The organism is Paractinoplanes atraurantiacus (assembly GCF_900215205.1).
Classification (GTDB): domain Bacteria; phylum Actinomycetota; class Actinomycetes; order Mycobacteriales; family Micromonosporaceae; genus Actinoplanes; species Actinoplanes atraurantiacus.
Genome location: NZ_OBDY01000004.1, coordinates 408,280 through 425,840 on the forward strand (window position 1 = coordinate 408,280; position 17,561 = coordinate 425,840).

Consider the following 17,561-nt stretch of genomic DNA (forward strand, 5'->3'; position numbering starts at 1 on the left):
GGCACGAGTCGGAAGCGCGGGGGCCGCACTCGCGAGGGCGCAGGCACGGAGGCCGCGGGCGCGAGTCGGAGGCCCCAGGCTCGGGTCAGAGGCGCGGGCGTGGTCGAAGGCGCCGGTGGGCCGCCTCCCGGATCGGGTCGGGTGAGGTGTGGCGGCACCTCACCCTTCGCTCGATCCGGGAGACGGGGCTCGGCCCGGGAGGGCGCGACGGGAGGAGGTGGCGCGCCGCCCGGGCGGGACACCGGAAGGAGGCGGACAGCGGCGGCCGCGGGAAGACAGTTCCCGCAACCTCTGATCGACATGCGGAGATCTCAGAACGCCAGCACTATGCGGCCTCGCGCCTCTCCTTTCGCCTGCCGTTGCCACGCCTCGGTGACGGACTCGAACGGCACCACCTCGTGATCGACGGCGAGGCGCCCGACCATCGCATGGCCGGCGATCGCGCGTAGCGACTCGGCCCGTTCGGCGGGCGACAGCGCGTTGTTGGTGTAGCCGATGACCCGCAACGAGCCACCGCGCAGAACCGCCGACTCGAGAGGCGCCTCCGCACCGGCCGCGCTGCCCAGGTTCACCAGGCGCCCGCCGGGCCGCAGCACCCGCAGCGCCGCCGCCGCCGGCACCCCGAAGACCGGATCGAGCACGAGATCGACCGGCCCGTCCAGGGCCTGCCGCAGCGCGGCGGCCACTGTGGACACGTCATCACCTGGCGTGAACGGCACCGCCACCGCCGCGCCGAGCTCCAGTGCCCGCGCGCGAGCCGCCGCCGAGCGCGCCACCGCGACGACCCGGCGGGCACCGGCCAGCAGCGCCAACTGGACCGCGGCCTGACCCACCACGCCACCGCCCCCGAGCACGACGACCTGCTCGCCGGCGACCAGGCCACCCGAGCGGATGAGCGCCGAGTGCGCCGCCACCGCCGACAGCCCGAGCGCCGCGATCAACGGCAGCGGCACGTCCGGCGGGAGCTCCACGACGTCGTCCGCCGGCACCGCGACCTCGGCCGCCATGCTGCCGTCGCCGGGTCGCATGCCGGCCGGCGTGGCGAACCAGACCGGCACACCGTCCGCGCGATGCCCGACACCCTGCACGCCCGGCACGTATGGCGTCGCCGGCGTACCGAAATAGCTGGTCCCCGAGGCGCAGAGCAGGTCGAGCGGCGTGATCGGCGCGGCCGCCACCGTGATCGGCACGAGGCCGTCGCCGGGTGGCGGTGCGGGCCGCTCCGCCACCGCCGGCGGCAGCCCGCACACGGTCAGCACGGCCGCGCGGATCATGTCGCGATGTCCGGGTACGGCAACGCGAAGTGGGCCAGGCGCATCCCGTACGCCTTCTGATATTCCAGCGGCTCGGTGTTGTCCCGCTCGAACATCGCGATGAACAGCGTCAGCGTGAGGAACGGATGAGCGCCCAGCTCGAACAGGCGCACGTGATCGTGCGCGATGAGCGCCTCGCGCTCGGCATCGTCGAAGCGCAGCCACGTGCTCGCCTCGCCGGTGTGGCAGTTGAGCACCGAGTTGGCCCGCTCGGCCTCCCACCAGGTCACCATCTCGCGCGGCTCGTCCCGATAGCGCTCCACCAGCTCGGGATCGCGATCCACTGTGTACAGGAACTTGTTCAGCAGATATTTGCTCACGCCGGGACTCCGTTCGGATACCAGGTGAAGTACGCCTCCATGGTGTGGAACAGGTCGAGCGTGTCGACGTGATCGGCCTTGGCGCCCGCCCCGGCCACGCCCATCATCAGCATGAAGTCCATGAACCCGTGGGTGGCGTTGCCCGGCGAGTGCAGGCTGTCCAGCGTCACCTCGCGCAGGCAGTTGTCGAGGTCGCCACTGGCGATCCACTCGACCGCCCGCCGGTCGAATTCGGGGTCGGGACCGTGCGGCCCGAACTGGCGGGGCCCGCCCAACTCGAGCGACAGGTGCCCGGTGCCGATGATCGCGACCCGCAGGTCGGACGGCCACTGCTCGACGATCTGCCGGATCGTCTCGCCCAGCTTGACGAAGCGCGAGGGCTGCGGCAGCGGCGGCGCGAAGATGTTGGTGTAGATCGGCACGATCGGCAGGTCGGCCTCGGGCCGCAGCGTGATGATCGGGCACGTGATGCTGTGGTCGATCCGCAGCTCGTTGCTGAACGCCAGGTCGAACCCGGCGTCGAGCCCGGCCCGCAGCACGTGCGCGGAGAGGTCTTCCTGACCCTTGAGCAGCATGCGCGGCAGGCCGAACTCGCGCTCCTCGTTGTACCAGTTCGCGTCGTAGAAGGGCGCCTTGCCGACCAGGAACTGCGGCATGTTGTCGAGCCAGAGCTGGTGGAAGTGGTCGGAGCCGACCATGACCAGCACATCCGGGTTGGCGCGGGTGAGGGTCTCGCGGAACGCCAGGATCTTGCGGGTCCATTCGTCGGCGAAGGGCGGCCTGTCCTCTCCCGTCGCCGTGCTGGCCTTGTAGTAGAACGGGTGATGGGTGGAGGCGATGACCGCGACGATGCTGGCCATAGTCAGTCCTCTCGGGGTTCGTAGACGGCGTTACGGTCGACGGTTTTGTAGATCTCCATACCGAGCGGCCGGCGGCGCTCCTCGGCGAGGTGCCCGAGCAGGCCCGCCGCTCGGGCCAGCAGGGCGAAGCCCCGCAGCAGGTCGGTGGGCAGTCCCAGGTCGGCGAGCGCGGCGCCGCACACCCCGGCGCCGTTGAGCGGCAGCTTGCGCCCGAGCACCTGAGGATGGACGCGCCCGATCGCCTCGAACAGCCGCAGGTGCGGGCCGCGCAGCCCTTCCTCCTCGGCGATCGCGATCAGCACGGGTGTGCGCGGATCTTCCTCCTTGTGCACCGGATGACCGAGACCCGGGACGTATCGTCCGTCCTGTTTGGCGCGGCGCACGGCCTCCAGCGCGATGACGTCGTAGTCACGCTCGGTCCCCGCGTCGATCAGCGTCTCGGCGAGGAAGCGGCCGCAGTCCTCGGTCACCCCGAGGAACCGGGAGCCGCCGCCGAGGAGCCCGGCGGCGAGGGCGCCCTGCAACGATTCCGGTGCCGACAGATAGGTGAGGCGGGCGGCGATCGCGGTCGGGGTGAAGCCGTGGTCGGCCAGGGCCACGAGCACGGCCTCGAAGACGCGCACCTCGCCCGGGGTGGGCCGCCGGCCGGCGACCAGCCAATAGGCCAGCTCACCGAAGCCGACCTTGCCCATCAGGTCGGCGGCGAGATCCTTGCCCAGCAGCGAGATGGTCGTCGGCGTCGACGTGCCGATGCCGGTCGGGAAGGTCAGCTCCTCAGCCACTTGCGGATCTCCTCGCCGTGCTCGTCCAGGCCGGGCGGCGGCAGCTCGTACCGCGCCGGGGTGCCGGAAAACGTGATGGGATTGCGGACGCCGGGCACGTCGCCGACGGTGACCACCGGGTCGAGCCCGAGCTCCTCGGCCAGCGCCACCCCACCGTCGATCGTGTTGATCGGCGCGCACGGCACGCCGGCCGCGATCAGGTCGCGGAACCACTCGTCCTTGGTCCGGGTCATCAGCCGCTCGACGAGCAGCGGGCGAAGGTCGGCGCGGTTGGCCGTGCGGTCCTGGTTGCGGCCGAAGCGCGGGTCGGACGGCAGGTCGGGCAGGCCGAGCACCTGGCACAGCTTGCGAAACTGCCCGTCGTTGCCGGCGATGACGATCAGCTCGCCGTCGGCGGTGGGCAGCGGCTCGTACGGGAAGAGGCTGGGGTGTGCGTTGCCCATCCGATAGGGCACCGTGCCGCCGGCGACGTAGCCGCTGGAGTGGTTGACCAGGCCGGAGAGCGCCGAGCTGAGCAGGTTGACCTCGACGTGCTGGCCCCGCCCGCTCTCGCCGCGGTGGTGCAGGGCGGCCAGGATGCCGATGTTGGCGTGCATGCCGGCCATCACGTCGAAGACCGAGATGCCGGCGCGGTAGGCGGGCCCCTCGGGGTCGCCGGTGAGGCTCATCAGGCCGGAGATGGCCTGGATCATCAGGTCGTACCCGGGCAGGTCGGCGCCGGCGCCGGACCCGAAGCCACTGATGCTCGCGTAGACGATCCCCGGGTTGGCCGCGGCGACGGACTCGTAGTCGAGGCCGAAGCGGGCGAGGCCACCCGGGCGGAAATTCTGGATCATGACGTCGGCACGGCGGGCGAGCTCACGCGCGGCGGCCAGGTCGTCCTGGTCCTTCAGGTCGAGGGCGATCGAGCGCTTGTTGCGGTTGATGCCCAGGTAGTACGTCGACACGTCGTCGCGGGTGGGCGGCATCCACGTACGCGTGTCGTCGCCGCCGGGACCCTCCACCTTGATCACCTGCGCGCCGAGGTCGGCCAGCAGCATCGTCGCGTAAGGCCCGGCGAGGATCCGCGAGAAATCCGCCACCAGCAAGCCGTTCAATGGTCCCATCGATCCCAACCGCCGTTCTGCGGACATCTGTCCGCCGGACCAGCCTTGACCAAGATCTGCACGCTGTCAACGCCTTGTTGATCTGCACGAAACAAACCATTGACACCGCGAAGAGGGCGGGAGAAGACTGGCGCGAACTCGTTGTCCGCGTGGCGGACGAGCGTCCGAGAGGAGCTGCGATGAGCACGAACGACCGGCCGACCATCCTGCGTAACGGCCTTGTTCTGACCATGGACGACTCACACACTGTTCTCCCCGGCGCCGACGTGCTCGTCGTCGACGGCCGCATAGCCGAGGTCGGCACCGGCCTCACCGCGCCCGAGGGTGCCCTCGAGATCGACGCCACCGGCGGCGTGATCATGCCGGGCATGATCGACACCCACCGGCACATGTGGCAGACCGCCATGCGGGGCTACGGCGCCGACTGGACCCTCACGCAGTATTTCGTCTGGTACTACCTGGAGTCGGGCAAGCTCTTCCGCCCCGAGGACATCCACGCCGGCAACCTGCTCGCCGCGATCGAGGCGATCGACGCCGGCGTGACCACCACTGTCGACTGGTCACACGGCCTGCAGACCGCCGATCACGCCGACGCCGCGGTCGACGCGCTCGAGGCGGTGCCGGGCCGGTTCGTCCTGGCCTACGGCAACATCCAGCAGGGCCCCTGGGAGTGGGCCACCTCCGAGGCGTTCCGCGACTTCTACCGCCGGCGCATCGACGGCGGCAAGCTCGCCGGCTTCCAGATGGCCTTCGACGTGACCGGCGACCCGGCCTTCCCCGAGAAGGCCGCGTTCGAGGTCGCCCGCGAGCTCGGCGCCGCCGTCACCACACACGCCGGGGTCTGGGGCGCCACCAACGACGACGGCATCCGGCTCATGCACGAGAACGGCTTCATGGGCCCCACCAATGTGTACGTGCACGCCGCCACCCTCACGCACGACTCGTACAACCGGATCGCCGCCACCGGCGGCTCCGTCTCCGTCTCCACCGAGAGCGAGCAGAGCGCCGGCCAGGGCTACCCGCCCACCTACCAGCTGCGCCACCACGACATTCCGGTCTCGCTGTCGATGGACACCAGCGTCTGGTGGAGCGGCGACCTGTTCTCCGCGATGCGCACCACGCTCGGCGCCGACCGCTCCCGCGAGCACCTCGAGGCCCACTCCAAGCAGGAGACGGTGACCCATGCTCACCTGCGGGCCGAGCACGTCGTCGAGTGGGCGACCCGCGGTGGCGCCCGCGCGCTCGGCATGGATTCGCAGGTCGGCGCGCTCACCCCGGGCCGGCAGGCCGACATCGTGTTGATCAAGAACGAGGCCTCACCCGTGATGTTCCCGGTGCTCCACCCGTACGGGCATGTCGCCTTCCAGGCGCAGCGCGGCGACGTGCACACCGTGCTGGTCGGTGGCCGGGTCGTCAAGCAGGACGGCCGGCTCGTCGGCGTCGACCTGCCGACGGCCCGGGCCAAGGTCGAGGCGACCGTCGACTACCTGCGCGAGACGATGGGCGAGGAGGCCTGGCGGCGCGGGATGAACCCGGACGTGCCCGAGACGGCGATCCGCGAGAACCCGTACCAGTACACCGAGTGGGACGCCGGTTCAGCGCAGTGGAAGCATTAGGAGATGACCGATACCGGAAGGGGCACGGGGCCTGACTTCATCGAGGCGCTCGCGCGCGGCCTCGACGTCCTGCGCTCCTTCCGCCCGGGTCAGCCGTCGATGACGCTGAGCGACATCGCGTCCGAGACCGGCCTGGCCCGGCCCACGGTCCGCCGCATCCTGCTCACGCTGGAGGCGCTCGGATACGCGCGCAGCGAGGGCCGCGGCTTCGCGCTGACCCCGCGCGTGCTCGAGCTCGGCATGGCGTACGTGAACTCGCTGAACCTGTGGGAGGTGGCCCGCCCGCACATGGAGGAGCTGGTCGCCACCACCGGCGAGTCCACGTCGATGGCGCAGCTCGACGGCTGCGACATCGTCTACGTGGCCCGGGTCGCGGTGCCCAAGATCGTGACGCTGGCGGTCTCGATCGGCACCCGGTTTCCCGCTCCGGCGACGTCGATGGGCAAGGTGCTGCTCGCCGCGAAGGAGCCCCGGGTCGTGCCCGACATCCTCGCCGAACACTCCCGGTCCGGCATCGTCGCGCGCTACCGGCCCACCCTCGACTCCTTCATGACCGCGCTCCAGGAGGTGCGGGCCCGGGGGTGGGCGCTGGCCGATCAAGACCTGGCGCCCGGGATCAGGTCCGTCGCCACCGGCGTGCGCGACGGCAACGGCCAGGTCATCGCGGCGATCAACGTGACCGTGCACGCGGCCGAGACGTCAGTCGAGACCCTGGTCGAGAAACACCTGCCCCACCTGCTGCGCACCGCCGCCGACATCAGCGCCGACTACGCCCGCCTGGCCGCGGTCCCCACGACCACCGTCGCAGTCCCCGCTTCGACAACTACCGCTTGAGCCGCCGCAAAAAAGCCAGCCGAGCAAAAGGACCGGCGCAGGAAGAGCCGCGCGGGGAAGAGCCGCGCGGGGAAGAGCGGCGCAGAAGAGCCGCGCGGGGAAGAGCCGCGCAGGGAAGAGCGGCGCAGAAGAACCGCGCGGGGAAGCGGCGAGGGGAAGAGGGCGCGGGGAAGAAAGCGGCGCCGATTGGTGCGGCCCATCGGCGGGTATGAGTGAATTTCATGAAACTGGCATCGGAGCTCTTCGAACCCGAGCCGCCGCGCTGGGGTCTGCGCGGCGACCCGTGGGTGTGGCGAGCCATGGCCGAACGACTCGCCACCACGTACCTGCCGCCCTCCCTCAATGAGGTCGAGCGTCTGCTCTACGCCGAGTTCGACCGCCTGGTCAGCGTCAACCTGGCCTCCGAGACGGCCGAGTGGGTGGTCCGCGAGGAGTTCGCCCACGGCGGCCTCTCCAGCGGAGCCATCCACCTCAACACCTGGCGGGCCGAGCTCATCCCCCTGCTTCTCGACCGCGCGAGCAGCCGCGTCTTCAGCTGATCAAAGGGTTAGTGGCCGTTGAAGGCGTCCCGCATCCGGCTGAAGAAGCCGCCCTGCTTGCTGAGTTCGGCCACGTCCTCACCACGGGTCTTGGCGAAGTCGCGCAGCATGCGCTCCTGGTCGGCGGTCAGCTTGGTCGGCGTCTTGACGTCCAGGTGCACGAACAGGTCGCCCCGGCCCTGGCCCCGCAGGTGGGGCACACCCTTGCCCCGGATGCGCAGCGTGCTCGCCGGCTGGGTGCCCGACTTGACCTCGATGCCCTCTTCGCTGTCCAGCGTCTTGATCGTCAGACGGGTGCCGAGCGCGGCCGCCGTCATCGGCAGCGTCACCCGGCAGTGCAGGTCGTCGCCCTTGCGCGAGTAGACGTCGTGCGGGCGCTCGTGGATCTCCACGTAGAGGTCGCCGGGGGTGCCGCCACCGGGGCCGACCTCGCCCTGCTGGGCCAGCCGGATGCGCATGCCGTCCTCGACGCCGGCCGGGATCTTCACCGTCAGCGAGCGTCGGGTGCGCACGCGGCCGTCGCCGGCGCACGTCGGGCAGGGGTGCGGGATGACCGTGCCGTGGCCCTGGCAGGTGGCGCAGGGACGCGACGAGACCACCTGGCCCAGGAAGGTGCGCTGCACGCTCTGCACCTCGCCCCGGCCGGCACAGGTCTCACAGGTCGCCAGGTGGGTGCCCGGCGCCGTGCCCGCTCCCGAGCACTGCGTGCACAGCACCGCCGTGTCGACCGTGATCGGCGCCTCGACGCCGAAGGCCGTCTCGTTCAGGTCGAGCTCGAGCCGCAGGATCGCGTCCGCTCCCGGGCGGGTGCGCGGGCGCGGCCCACGGCCGCCGCCACCGGCCGCCGTGCCGAAGAAGGCGTCCATGATGTCCTGGAAGCCGACGAACGGGCCGCCGGCCCCGCCGGGACCGCCCGGTCCCATGCCGCCGCCGGGCGCGAGCGGGTCGCCGCCCAGGTCGACGATCTGGCGTTTCTGGTCGTCGGACAGGACCTCGTACGCCGCGTTGATGTCCTTGAACTTCTCGTGCGCTTCCGGGTCCGGGTTGACGTCCGGATGGTACTGCCGAGCCAGTTTGCGGTAGGCGCGCTTGATCTCGTCGTCGGTGGCTTCCCGGCTCACGCCGAGAATGCCGTAGTAGTCCTTGGCCACGGGCTCCGCAATCCTCGTCAATTTTGTGCTAGAAGGTCGCCCACGTAGCGTGCCACCGCGCGCACGGTCGCGATGGTGCCGGGGTAGTCCATCCGGGTGGGGCCGAGCACACCGAGCCCACCGACGATCGTCGCACCGGGGCCGTACCCCGTGCTGACCACGGACGCCGACCGCAGGTTGTCGATCTCGTTCTCGTCGCCGATCCGGACCCTGGTGGTGCTCGGTTCCAGATCGCCGATCAGCTTCAGCAGGATGACCTCTTCCTCGAGGGCTTCGAGGACCGGCCGGAGGGTGCCCTGGAAGTCCAGCACGCCCCCTCTTGTCAGGTTAGCCGTACCCGCCAACGCGAGGCGTTCCTCACTGCGCTCGACCAATGTCTCGAGGAGCACCGAGGCGAGGCAGGCCATCGTGGCCCGGCTCTCCGGCGTGCACTCGTCGACCAGGCCCTGCACCAGCGGCGGGGTCTCGGCGAGTTTCTTGCCGGCCAGTTTCTCGTTGACGCGGCGGCGCAGGTCGGTGACGTCGTCGGCCGGCACCGGGACCGGCAACTCGACCAGGCGCTGCTCGACGCGTCCGGTGTCGGCGATCATCACCAGCATGAGGCGCGTGGTGGAGATCGGCACCAGCTCGAGGTGGCGCACCGAGGATCGGGCCAGCGACGGGTACTGCACGACCGCGACCTGGCGGGTGAGCTGCGCGAGCAGGCGCACCGTGCGGTGCACGACGTCGTCGAGGTCGACCGCGCCGATCAGGAACCGCTCGATGGCCCGCCGCTCGGCCGGGCTCAGCGCCTTGACCTTGGAGAGGCGGTCGACGAACAGCCGGTAGCCGGCGTCGGTGGGCACCCGGCCGGCGCTGGTGTGCGGCTGCCGGATGTAGCCCTCCTCCTCGAGCACCGCCATGTCGTTGCGCACGGTGGCCGGGGAGACGCCCAGCTGGTGGCGCTCGACCAGCGCCTTGCTGCCGACGGGCTCCTGGGTCTCGACGTAGTCCTCGACGATCGCCCGAAGCACTTCGAGCTTGCGGTCATCGAGACTCATCTGACCCCTCCCCCATGATTTGGCACTCCGGATGACAGAGTGCCAGTCTACGTCGCCGCGGACGGCAGCGCGATGATCGAGTGCACTGTCTATTCATCCACCTGATCAGCATGTCGCCCTCGACCGCATTGAAGTGCGGCCCTACCGTGTCAGCCATGACTGAACCGCCCCGCCCGCCTGGTGAGCCCGACCCCAACGACCCCACCAGGCCGTTCAACCCTTATGCGGCTAACGACCCGACTTCCGGATCGACACCGCCGCCCTACACCCCACCGCCCGGCTACGGCCCGCCGCCGGGATATCAGCAGCCGGGATATCAGCAGCAGCCCCCGCCCGGCTACCAGCCGGGCTACCAGGGCTACGGCGGCCCTACGCAGGACGACCGCACGTGGATCCTGGTCGCCCACTTCGGCGGGGCCGCGGGCGCTTTCCTCGGCGGTGGCCTCTCCGGCTGGATCGCTCCGCTGATCTCGCTGCTGGCCAAGGGCAATCAGTCGCCGTCGGTCCGCGCCGAGTCGGTGAAGGCGCTGAACTTCCAGATCACCTGGGCGATCGCCACCCTGATCGGCTGGGTGACGTCGTGCATCGGCATCGGCTTCATCATCATCGCGGCGGCCGCGCTGATCGCCATCATCTTCGGCATCATCGCCGGCGTGAAGGCCAGCAACAACGAGCCGTACGACTATCCGATGTCCTTGAAGCTCATCAAGTAGTCCGGCCGGGCACGGGGGCCCGGCCTCTAGAAGACCACGTCGCGGATCACGGCGTCGGCCAGCAGACGGCCACGCAGGGTCAGTTCCAAACGGCCTTTCTCGTACGCCGTCACGTCGAGCAGCCCGTTGGCCAGCGCCTGTTTCGCACCCACCTGGTCGACCCGGTCGAGGCCGATCCCCTCGCGCAGCCGCACCCGCAGCATCACGTCCTCGACGTGCCGGTCCTCGCTCGTCAGCAGCTCACGGGCAAGACCGGGAGAAACACCTTCTTCGAGCCTTTGCGCGTACGCCGTGGGGTGCTTGACGTTCCACCAGCGCACCCCTCCGACGTGGCTGTGCGCGCCCGGCCCGAGACCCCACCAGTCGGCGCCGGTCCAGTAGAGCAGGTTGTGCCGGCAGCGGGCCTCGTCCGAGGTGGCCCAGTTCGACACCTCGTACCACCCGAAGCCGGCCTCGCTCAGCTGCCGCTCGGCCGCCAGGTAGCGGTCGGCGGCGACGTCGTCCGAGGGGTACGGGATCTCGCCGCGCCGCATGCGGGCGGCCATCCGGGTGCCGTCCTCGACGATCAGCGAGTACGCGCTGACGTGGTCGACGCCCGCGCCGATCACCGCCCGCAGCGACGCGTCGAAGTCCTCGGCCGTCTCCCCCGGCGTTCCGTAGATCAGGTCGAGGTTGACGTGCTCGAATCCGGCCTCGCGGGCCTCGAGCGCGGCCTGCGGCGCCCGCCCCGCCGTGTGCTTGCGGTCCAGGATCCGCAGCACCGTGGGCGCCGCTGACTGCATGCCCAGCGAGATCCGGTTGAAGCCGTGCCGCCGCAGCGTCCGCAGATACGACGGGTCCACGGATTCGGGATTGGCCTCGGTGGTGATCTCAGCCCCGGGAGCGAGCCCCCACGTCTCATCGATCCCGTTGAGGATCCGCCCGAGATCGTCGGCACTCAGGAGTGTCGGCGTCCCACCACCGAAGAACACGGTGTCCACTTTATCCGGATTTATGGCTTTACGCGCCAGTCGAAGCTCGCGCAAGACTGTCGAGGCGTATGAATCTCGGCTAGCCCCACCCCCCAACTCGGAGGCGGTGTACGTGTTGAAGTCGCAGTAGCCACATCTTGACGCGCAGAACGGTACGTGGACATAGACCGCGAACCCGTTCTTGCCGACCTCAGCCGTCGCGGTAGCGGGAAGCGACCCGTCAGAAGGAACAGGTGAACCATCGGGAAGTGCGCCGGCCATCCGTCAAGTGTGCACGCCGCCCGTTAGGGTGCCGCCATGGCTCTGGTCCGTACCGTCACCGACGCCGGGGTGACCACCATGACCCTGGACAGCCCGGCGAACCGCAACGCTCTTTCCACTCCTCTCATGCGCGAGCTGCTGAACGCGCTGGCCGAGGCCCTGACCGACGCCTCGGTCCGGGTCGTGGTCCTCTCGCACACCGGCCCGGTCTTCTGCTCGGGCGCCGACCTCAAGGAGACGGCCGAGGCCCGCGAGACCGGCCGGGTCCCGGCCGAGCTGCTGGCCGACGTGCTGGCCGCGCTCTGGGAGTTCCCCAAGCCGGTGGTCGCGCGCGTCGGCGGTCCCGCTCGCGCCGGCGGTCTCGGCCTGATCGCCGCGGCCGACATCGCCGTCTGCACGGACGAGGCGACGTTCGCCTTCTCCGAGGTACGCCTCGGCGTCATCCCGGCCGTGATCAGCGCGACCGTGCTGCCCCGCCTGGCGCCCCGTGCGGCCGCCGAGCTCTACCTCACCGGCGACGTCTTCGACGGGTTCCGGGCCCGCGACGTCGGCCTCGTCACCGCGGTCACCACGGCCGGGGAGCTCGACGAAACGGTGTCGCGGTACTGCGCCAGCCTGGTGCGAGGCGGGCCACTCGCCCTTGCGGGTGCCAAACAGCTTCTCCGCCGTACGCCCAATGAAAGCGTCCGTGAGGAGCTCGCAGAACTCTCACAGCGTTCGGCGGCATACTTCCGCTCGGCCGAGGGCCGCGAGGGCGTGGCCGCCTTCCGGGAGAAGCGCGACGCCGTCTGGGTCCCAGTGACCAGGTAGAGGTGATCTCGTTGACTACTCTTGTTGCCTGAACAACCTTGGGGGTGTGGGTGCGCAGGACACCGGTCGTGGCGGCGCTGGCGGTGGTCACGCTCGTCGGTGCGCTCGGCGTGTTCGCCGTCGTCCGCTCGTTCTCCGGCGGCCTCAAGCTGCCCCGCATCGGCCCGGAGTGCGTCGTGCGGGCCGACGGCGAGGTCACGCTCGACTACGTGCAGATGGCCAACGCCGCCACGATCACCGCCGTCGGCGTGCGCAAGGGCATGCCCGAGCGGGCCGTGGTGATCGCGCTGGCCACCGCGCTCCAGGAGTCGAAGCTGGAGAACCTCGACACCGGCGACCGCGACTCGGTCGGCCTCTTCCAGCAGCGCCCCAGCCAGGGCTGGGGCACGGTCGAGAAGATCAAGGACCCGAGATACTCGGCCGACAAGTTCTACACCGCGCTCAAGAAGGTCAAGGGCTACCAGAAGATGCGGGTCACCGACGCCGCGCAGAAGGTGCAGCGCTCGGCCTACCCCAACGCGTACGAGAAGTGGGCCGACGAGTCGGCCGTGCTGGCCAAGGCGCTGACCGGCCGGGCGACCGGCGCGGTGGAGTGCTCGGTGAGCGGCTCGCCGGTGCTGCGCGGCGCCGCCGCCTCGGCCGCCCTGCTCGAGGGTCTGCGGCTCGACTGGGGCAAGGGCCTGACCGAGTCGGCCACCACCGGGCCGGCGGCCGGCCTGACCGTCGCGGTCGCCGACGTGAACGCCGGCTGGCGCTATGCCCACTGGCTCGTCGCTCATGCGTCCGCGACCGGCCTCGAACGGGTACGTTTCGCCGATCTCGAGTGGCACGCGCCCGACGGCAAGTGGCAGGCGGCGACCGCGCAGGGTGGCGCCGACAGCCGGCGCGTGATCGCCGAAGTGTTCGATTGACGTCCGATTTTCGGTGCGTGGCCGGAAATTTCGGACGGCGTTTCCCTCACCCTGAGTGAGTGCGGCCGTTTCCGGTACGCAGTTGCGTAGCGTATACATCGACGTGGACAGACAGCTACCACCCTGGTACTAAGTAGGACGTGTCGAGGGCGATCGAGTGGATCCTTCTAGGTTCTGGCAGCTGTCTGGCGATCCTGGCGGGGGTGCGCCGGTACCGTCCGGCCCGATGCGGCCCCTGGCTGCTGCTGGCCGCCGCGGTCGCGGCGCTGGCCACGGGAGACGTCTTCTTCGCTCTGCGTGATCACGGCGTGGCCGACGCCTTCTACCTGGCGATGTACGTGCTGGTGGCCGGCGCGCTGCTGCGGTTCACCAGCGGCGGCTCGGTGATCGGCGACCGGGCCCGGCTGATCGACCTGGTCGCCTTCGCCTGCGCCAGCCTGCTCGTCCTCTGGGTTTTCGTGTTCGGCGGCATGTCCGAGCTGGGCGGCATCTCGGCGGCCGACGTGATCGGCTCGATCCTGCTGGTCGGGGTGGCGGTGCGGCTCACCCTGGCCACCGGCCGCAACATCGCGGCCATGCTGCTGCTCCTGGGCGCGGTGGGCATGCTGGCCGGCGACATCGTCTATCCGCTGGCGCCGGGCACGGCCTCCGAGACCGGATATCGCGTGCTCTACATAGCGTGGGGTCTGGCCGCGCTGCACCCGTCGATGACCAGGCTGACCATGCCGGAGACCCCGCGCCCGGCCGCGTGGCGCGGCCATTGGGCGGCGCTGCTGGTCCTCTCGGTGGCGACCCCGCCGCTGGTCCTGATGATCGAGGCGCTCACCGGCACGGTGGAGGACGGCGTGCCGATCGCCGTGGCCGCCGCGATCACCCTCACCCTGATGATCACCCGGCTGGCCGACGCCGTGACCTTGAACAGCCGCGCCCTGGCCCGCGAGCGTGGCCTGCGCGGCGCGAGCGCCGATCTGGTGGCCGCGGCCGACCTGCCGGCCGTCGACGAGGCGGTCCGCTCCGCCGTCGCCATCCTGCTGCCGGCGCAGACCGTGGAGCGTGTGGTCTTCGCCACTGACGACCGCCAGATGGCGCTGGCCGCCCTGCCACCGGCGCCGGCCGGCCGCCGCACCCGCAGTTGGTGGGCCGACGAGTCGCCTTCGGACGAGGGCACCCTGATCTGCCCGCTCTGGCTGGAGCCGCTGGCTGTGGCCCGCCCCAGCGGCGGCGCCCTGGTGCTGACCGGCCGCCGCGACGCTCTGGCCGCCGCCCGCGACGCCTTGGAGGTGCTGGCCGGCCAGGCCGCCCTGGCCCTCGACCGGATCAGCCTGGTCGAGGCGGTCGGCCGCCGCGACAGCGACCTCTACCTGCGCGCTGTGATCCGTAACACAGCGGAGCTGATGCTGGTGCTGGACGAGGATCAGCGGGTCCGTTACGCCAGCCCCGGCCTGCACGACCTGCTGGGCGACGACGACCTCTCCCCGCTGTCCACCTTCGCCGACCTGGTCGACTCCGACGACCGGGGCCAGATCCGCCGGGCGTTCGCCACCGGCGGCGACGGCACGATCTTCTGCGCGCTGCGCCGTACCGATCAGAGCCGCGTGCTGGTCGAGGCCACCTACCGCGATCTGCGCGAGGACCGCCTGGTCCAGGGTTTCGTGGTGACGATGCGCAGCGTCACCGAGGGCCAGACCGCGGTCGAGCACCTTCCGCATCGGGATCAGGTGGAAGATCTGCCGGCCTGGGTCAACCGCCGCAGCGCCCAGCACAAGTTCCGGTACTGAGACTTTCCCGCACACGCACGAAGCGCCGGACCCGAAGGTCCGGCGCTTCGTTTACTTCAGGCTTGTGCCTTACCGGGTGAGGCGGCGACGACCGCCGACACCCGCCACCAGGGCAACACCGATCGCGGCCAGGACGACCTGGAAGAACAGCTCGATCCAGTCGAAGCCCTTGGTGTCCGCGACACCGGTGGCACGGGCGATCACGGTGCCCAGCAGGGCGGCCACGACGCCGATGACCAGGGTCAGCCACAGCGGGATGTTCTGCTTGCCGGGTACGACCAGGCGGCCCAGGGCGCCGATGATGAGACCGACGATGAGCGCGGTGATGATGCCGGTGACAGTCATTGGGGGTTCCTCCTCGGGGGTGGAGCATTTGTTGCGTCCGTCGAGCCCCAGAGTTCCCGACTCCCCCGAAAGCCAAACCGCCTTATTTTTTGTTTGCTCCCTTGGTGTCCGAACCGTCGGACGTCGACAGGGCGGCGATGAAGGCCTCCTGCGGCACTTCCACGCGGCCGACCATCTTCATCCGCTTCTTGCCTTCCTTCTGCTTCTCGAGCAGCTTGCGCTTACGGCTGATGTCACCGCCGTAGCACTTCGCGAGCACGTCCTTGCGGATGGCGCGGATGGTTTCGCGGGCGATGATCCGGCTGCCGATGGCGGCCTGGATCGGCACCTCGAACTGCTGCCGGGGAATGAGTTTCTGCAGCTTGGCGGCGATGGTCGTGCCGTAGTTGTACGCCTTGTCCTTGTGCACGATCGCGCTGAAGGCGTCGACCGGCTCGCCGTGCAGCAGGATGTCGACCTTGACCAGGTCGGCCACCTGCTCGCCGGAGGGCTCGTAGTCGAGCGAGGCGTACCCCTTGGTCTTGCTCTTGAGCTGGTCGAAGAAGTCGAAGATGATCTCCGCGAGCGGCAGCGTGTACCGCAGCTCGACCCGCTCGGACGACAGGTATTCCATGCCGAGCAGCGACCCGCGCCGGCTCTGGCAGAGCTCCATGACCGCGCCGACGTAGTCGTTCGGCACGAGCACGGTGGCCCGGACGACCGGCTCGTGGATCTCGGCGATCTTCCCGTTCGGGAACTCGCTCGGGTTGGTGACGACCTTCTCCTCGGCGTCCTCGGTGTAGACGCGGTAGACCACGTTGGGCGCGGTGGAGATCAGATCGAGGTTGAACTCGCGCTCGAGCCGCTCGCCGATGATCTCCAGGTGGAGCAGGCCGAGATAGCCGACGCGGAAGCCGAAGCCGAGCGCGGCCGAGGTCTCCGGCTCGTACACGAGCGCGGCATCGTTGAGCTTGAGCTTGTCGAGTGCGTCGCGCAGCGCCGGATAGTCGGAGCCGTCGATCGGGTACAGACCCGAGTAGACCATCGGCTTCGGGTCTTTGTAGCCGCCGAGGGGCTCGGTGGCGGGCCGGTTGTTGCCGGTGACGGTGTCACCGACCCGGGACTGCCGCACGTCCTTCACGCCGGTGATCATGTAGCCGACCTCGCCGACGCCGAGCGCGCCGGCCTTTTCCATCTCGGGCGACACGACGCCGATCTCGAGCAGCTCGTGCACGGCCCCGGTGGACATCATCTTGATCCGGTCGCGGGCCTCGATGCGCCCGTCGATCACCCGGACGTAGGTCACCACGCCGCGGTAGACGTCGTACACCGAGTCGAAGATCATCGCGCGAGCCGGGGCGTCGGCATCGCCGACCGGCGGCTGGAACTGCCGGACGATCTCGTCGAGCAGGTGGTCGACGCCGACGCCGGTCTTGCCGGAGACCCGCAGCACGTCGGTGGGCTCGCAGCCGATCAGCTTGGCCAGCTCCTCGGCGTACTTCTCAGGCTGGGCGGCCGGCAGGTCGATCTTGTTGAGCACCGGGATGATGTGCAGGTCGTTCTCCATCGCCAGGTACAGGTTGGCGAGGGTCTGCGCCTCGATGCCCTGCGCGGCGTCGACGAGGAGGACGGCGCCCTCACAGGCGGCGAGACTCCGGGAGACCTCGTACGTGAAGTCGACGTGCCCCGGCGTGTCGATCATGTTGAGCACCGCGGTCTCGCCCGCGCGGTCGCCCTCACGGACGGTCCAGGGCATACGCACGGCCTGCGACTTGATCGTGATGCCGCGCTCACGCTCGATGTCCATGCGGTCGAGGTACTGAGCGCGCATCTGACGCGGGTCGACCACCCCGGTGATCTGCAGCATGCGGTCAGCCAGCGTCGACTTGCCGTGGTCGATGTGGGCGATGATGCAGAAGTTGCGGATCCGAGCGGGATCGGTGTTGCCGATCACGTTCACGCCGGGGTCGAGCGGTCCAGGCACGATCTTCCGTTCTTCTCGAACTTGACGACGCCGGCGAGCCACCGACGCGCTCTATCGTCCCACGCCCACGCGCGGCCCCCACTCACACCCGTTCAAGCGCTCCCCACAGCACCTTCCAGCGCCCTCATAGGCGCACCTTCCAGCGCCCTCATAAGCGCATCCTCCAGCGGCCGCCACAGACCCGCCTTTCAGCGGCGCCGCAGGCAGATCCGGCGGCCCCCGCAGGCGTATCCTCCAGCGGCCCCACC

Annotated in this window: 17 protein-coding genes; 7 read left to right on the plus strand and 10 right to left on the minus strand. The window is 70.0% G+C overall.

Annotated elements, in window-relative coordinates; translation table 11 throughout:
- Positions 1-311 precede the first annotated feature (311 nt).
- From CRP55_RS55605 to CRP55_RS13890, 5 genes are read right to left on the minus strand one after another with little or no spacing between them, the layout of a single operon-like run.
- Positions 312-1,274 carry a quinone oxidoreductase family protein gene (locus tag CRP55_RS55605; RefSeq protein WP_097320262.1) on the minus strand — a complete coding sequence of 321 codons (963 nt, stop codon included), beginning with the start codon at positions 1,272-1,274 and terminating at the stop codon, positions 312-314.
- Positions 1,271-1,633 (minus strand): hypothetical protein, encoded by a 363-nt coding sequence (locus CRP55_RS13875; RefSeq protein ID WP_097320263.1) that lies wholly within the window; start codon positions 1,631-1,633, stop codon positions 1,271-1,273. The genes CRP55_RS55605 and CRP55_RS13875 overlap by 4 nt, the downstream gene beginning before the upstream one ends.
- Positions 1,630-2,493 carry a DODA-type extradiol aromatic ring-opening family dioxygenase gene (locus CRP55_RS13880; protein WP_097320264.1) on the minus strand — a complete coding sequence of 288 codons (864 nt, stop codon included), beginning with the start codon at positions 2,491-2,493 and terminating at the stop codon, positions 1,630-1,632. Before CRP55_RS13880 ends, CRP55_RS13875 begins: the two co-directional genes overlap by 4 nt.
- Positions 2,494-2,495: 2 nt before the next feature.
- A complete protein-coding gene (locus CRP55_RS13885; protein WP_097320265.1) occupies positions 2,496-3,275 on the minus strand; it encodes a citryl-CoA lyase in 780 nt (259 codons plus the stop codon).
- On the minus strand, positions 3,260-4,381 hold the full coding sequence (locus CRP55_RS13890; RefSeq protein WP_097320266.1) for a CaiB/BaiF CoA transferase family protein: 1,122 nt from the start codon (positions 4,379-4,381) through the stop codon (positions 3,260-3,262). Before CRP55_RS13890 ends, CRP55_RS13885 begins: the two co-directional genes overlap by 16 nt.
- Before the next feature lie 179 nt (positions 4,382-4,560).
- On the opposite strand from CRP55_RS13890, the gene CRP55_RS13895 reads away from it, so the two are divergent.
- The 3 genes from CRP55_RS13895 (at position 4,561) to CRP55_RS13905 (ending at position 7,370) form a co-directional block, all read left to right on the plus strand.
- Positions 4,561-5,997 carry an amidohydrolase family protein gene (locus CRP55_RS13895; RefSeq protein ID WP_097320267.1) on the plus strand — a complete coding sequence of 479 codons (1,437 nt, stop codon included), beginning with the start codon at positions 4,561-4,563 and terminating at the stop codon, positions 5,995-5,997.
- A gap of 3 nt (positions 5,998-6,000) precedes the next feature.
- Positions 6,001-6,831, plus strand: coding sequence for an IclR family transcriptional regulator domain-containing protein (locus CRP55_RS13900; protein WP_097320268.1), 831 nt, complete (start codon positions 6,001-6,003; stop codon positions 6,829-6,831).
- A 221-nt stretch (positions 6,832-7,052) separates the two neighbouring features.
- Positions 7,053-7,370, plus strand: a complete 318-nt coding sequence (locus CRP55_RS13905) for a hypothetical protein (RefSeq protein ID WP_097320269.1) — start codon at positions 7,053-7,055, stop codon at positions 7,368-7,370.
- Positions 7,371-7,378: 8 nt separating this feature from the next.
- Here CRP55_RS13905 and dnaJ read toward each other — a convergent pair whose 3' ends face one another.
- Both dnaJ and hrcA read right to left on the minus strand, forming a co-directional pair.
- A complete protein-coding gene (gene dnaJ, locus CRP55_RS13910) occupies positions 7,379-8,521 on the minus strand; it encodes a molecular chaperone DnaJ (protein ID WP_097320270.1) in 1,143 nt (380 codons plus the stop codon).
- Between the two features lie 17 nt (positions 8,522-8,538).
- Complete coding sequence (gene hrcA, locus CRP55_RS13915; RefSeq protein ID WP_097320271.1) at positions 8,539-9,561, minus strand: heat-inducible transcriptional repressor HrcA; 1,023 nt, start codon at positions 9,559-9,561, stop codon at positions 8,539-8,541.
- A 155-nt stretch (positions 9,562-9,716) separates the two neighbouring features.
- On the opposite strand from hrcA, the gene CRP55_RS13920 reads away from it, so the two are divergent.
- Positions 9,717-10,274: a DUF4870 domain-containing protein gene (locus tag CRP55_RS13920; protein WP_097320272.1), complete on the plus strand. Its 558-nt coding sequence runs from the start codon at positions 9,717-9,719 to the stop codon at positions 10,272-10,274.
- Between the two features lie 26 nt (positions 10,275-10,300).
- On the opposite strand, the gene hemW is transcribed toward CRP55_RS13920, so the two are convergent.
- A complete protein-coding gene (hemW, locus tag CRP55_RS13925) occupies positions 10,301-11,506 on the minus strand; it encodes a radical SAM family heme chaperone HemW (protein ID WP_097320273.1) in 1,206 nt (401 codons plus the stop codon).
- A gap of 36 nt (positions 11,507-11,542) precedes the next feature.
- Here hemW and CRP55_RS13930 point away from each other — a divergent pair, with 36 nt between their 5' ends.
- From CRP55_RS13930 to CRP55_RS13940, 3 genes are all read left to right on the plus strand, one after another.
- Entirely contained in the window at positions 11,543-12,316 is a 774-nt protein-coding gene (locus CRP55_RS13930) for an enoyl-CoA hydratase-related protein (protein WP_097320274.1), read from the plus strand.
- Between the two features lie 44 nt (positions 12,317-12,360).
- Complete coding sequence (locus CRP55_RS13935; RefSeq protein WP_097320275.1) at positions 12,361-13,227, plus strand: hypothetical protein; 867 nt, start codon at positions 12,361-12,363, stop codon at positions 13,225-13,227.
- A gap of 203 nt (positions 13,228-13,430) precedes the next feature.
- The gene (locus CRP55_RS13940) at positions 13,431-15,005 is read left to right on the plus strand and encodes a PAS domain-containing protein (protein WP_245922975.1); all 1,575 of its coding nucleotides are present in this window, start codon (positions 13,431-13,433) and stop codon (positions 15,003-15,005) included.
- A gap of 69 nt (positions 15,006-15,074) precedes the next feature.
- Here CRP55_RS13940 and CRP55_RS13945 read toward each other — a convergent pair whose 3' ends face one another.
- Complete coding sequence (locus CRP55_RS13945; protein WP_097320277.1) at positions 15,075-15,350, minus strand: GlsB/YeaQ/YmgE family stress response membrane protein; 276 nt, start codon at positions 15,348-15,350, stop codon at positions 15,075-15,077.
- Between the two features lie 82 nt (positions 15,351-15,432).
- The gene (gene lepA, locus CRP55_RS13950) at positions 15,433-17,313 is read right to left on the minus strand and encodes a translation elongation factor 4 (protein ID WP_097320278.1); all 1,881 of its coding nucleotides are present in this window, start codon (positions 17,311-17,313) and stop codon (positions 15,433-15,435) included.
- Positions 17,314-17,561 lie beyond the last annotated feature (248 nt).

Bases quoted from the DNA above. Each gene is read 5' to 3' on its own strand.
- CRP55_RS13890 (WP_097320266.1), bottom strand. From the start codon at position 4,381: ATGGGACCATTGAACGGCTTGCTGGTGGCGGATTTCTCGCGGATCCTC.
- hemW (WP_097320273.1), bottom strand. From the start codon at position 11,506: ATGGCCGGCGCACTTCCCGATGGTTCACCTGTTCCTTCTGACGGGTCG.
- CRP55_RS13920 (WP_097320272.1), top strand. From the start codon at position 9,717: ATGACTGAACCGCCCCGCCCGCCTGGTGAGCCCGACCCCAACGACCCC.
- CRP55_RS13900 (WP_097320268.1), top strand. From the start codon at position 6,001: ATGACCGATACCGGAAGGGGCACGGGGCCTGACTTCATCGAGGCGCTC.
- CRP55_RS13945 (WP_097320277.1), bottom strand. From the start codon at position 15,350: ATGACTGTCACCGGCATCATCACCGCGCTCATCGTCGGTCTCATCATC.
- CRP55_RS13880 (WP_097320264.1), bottom strand. From the start codon at position 2,493: ATGGCCAGCATCGTCGCGGTCATCGCCTCCACCCATCACCCGTTCTAC.
- CRP55_RS13895 (WP_097320267.1), top strand. From the start codon at position 4,561: ATGAGCACGAACGACCGGCCGACCATCCTGCGTAACGGCCTTGTTCTG.
- hrcA (WP_097320271.1), bottom strand. From the start codon at position 9,561: ATGAGTCTCGATGACCGCAAGCTCGAAGTGCTTCGGGCGATCGTCGAG.
- CRP55_RS13905 (WP_097320269.1), top strand. From the start codon at position 7,053: ATGAAACTGGCATCGGAGCTCTTCGAACCCGAGCCGCCGCGCTGGGGT.
- CRP55_RS13930 (WP_097320274.1), top strand. From the start codon at position 11,543: ATGGCTCTGGTCCGTACCGTCACCGACGCCGGGGTGACCACCATGACC.
- CRP55_RS55605 (WP_097320262.1), bottom strand. From the start codon at position 1,274: ATGATCCGCGCGGCCGTGCTGACCGTGTGCGGGCTGCCGCCGGCGGTG.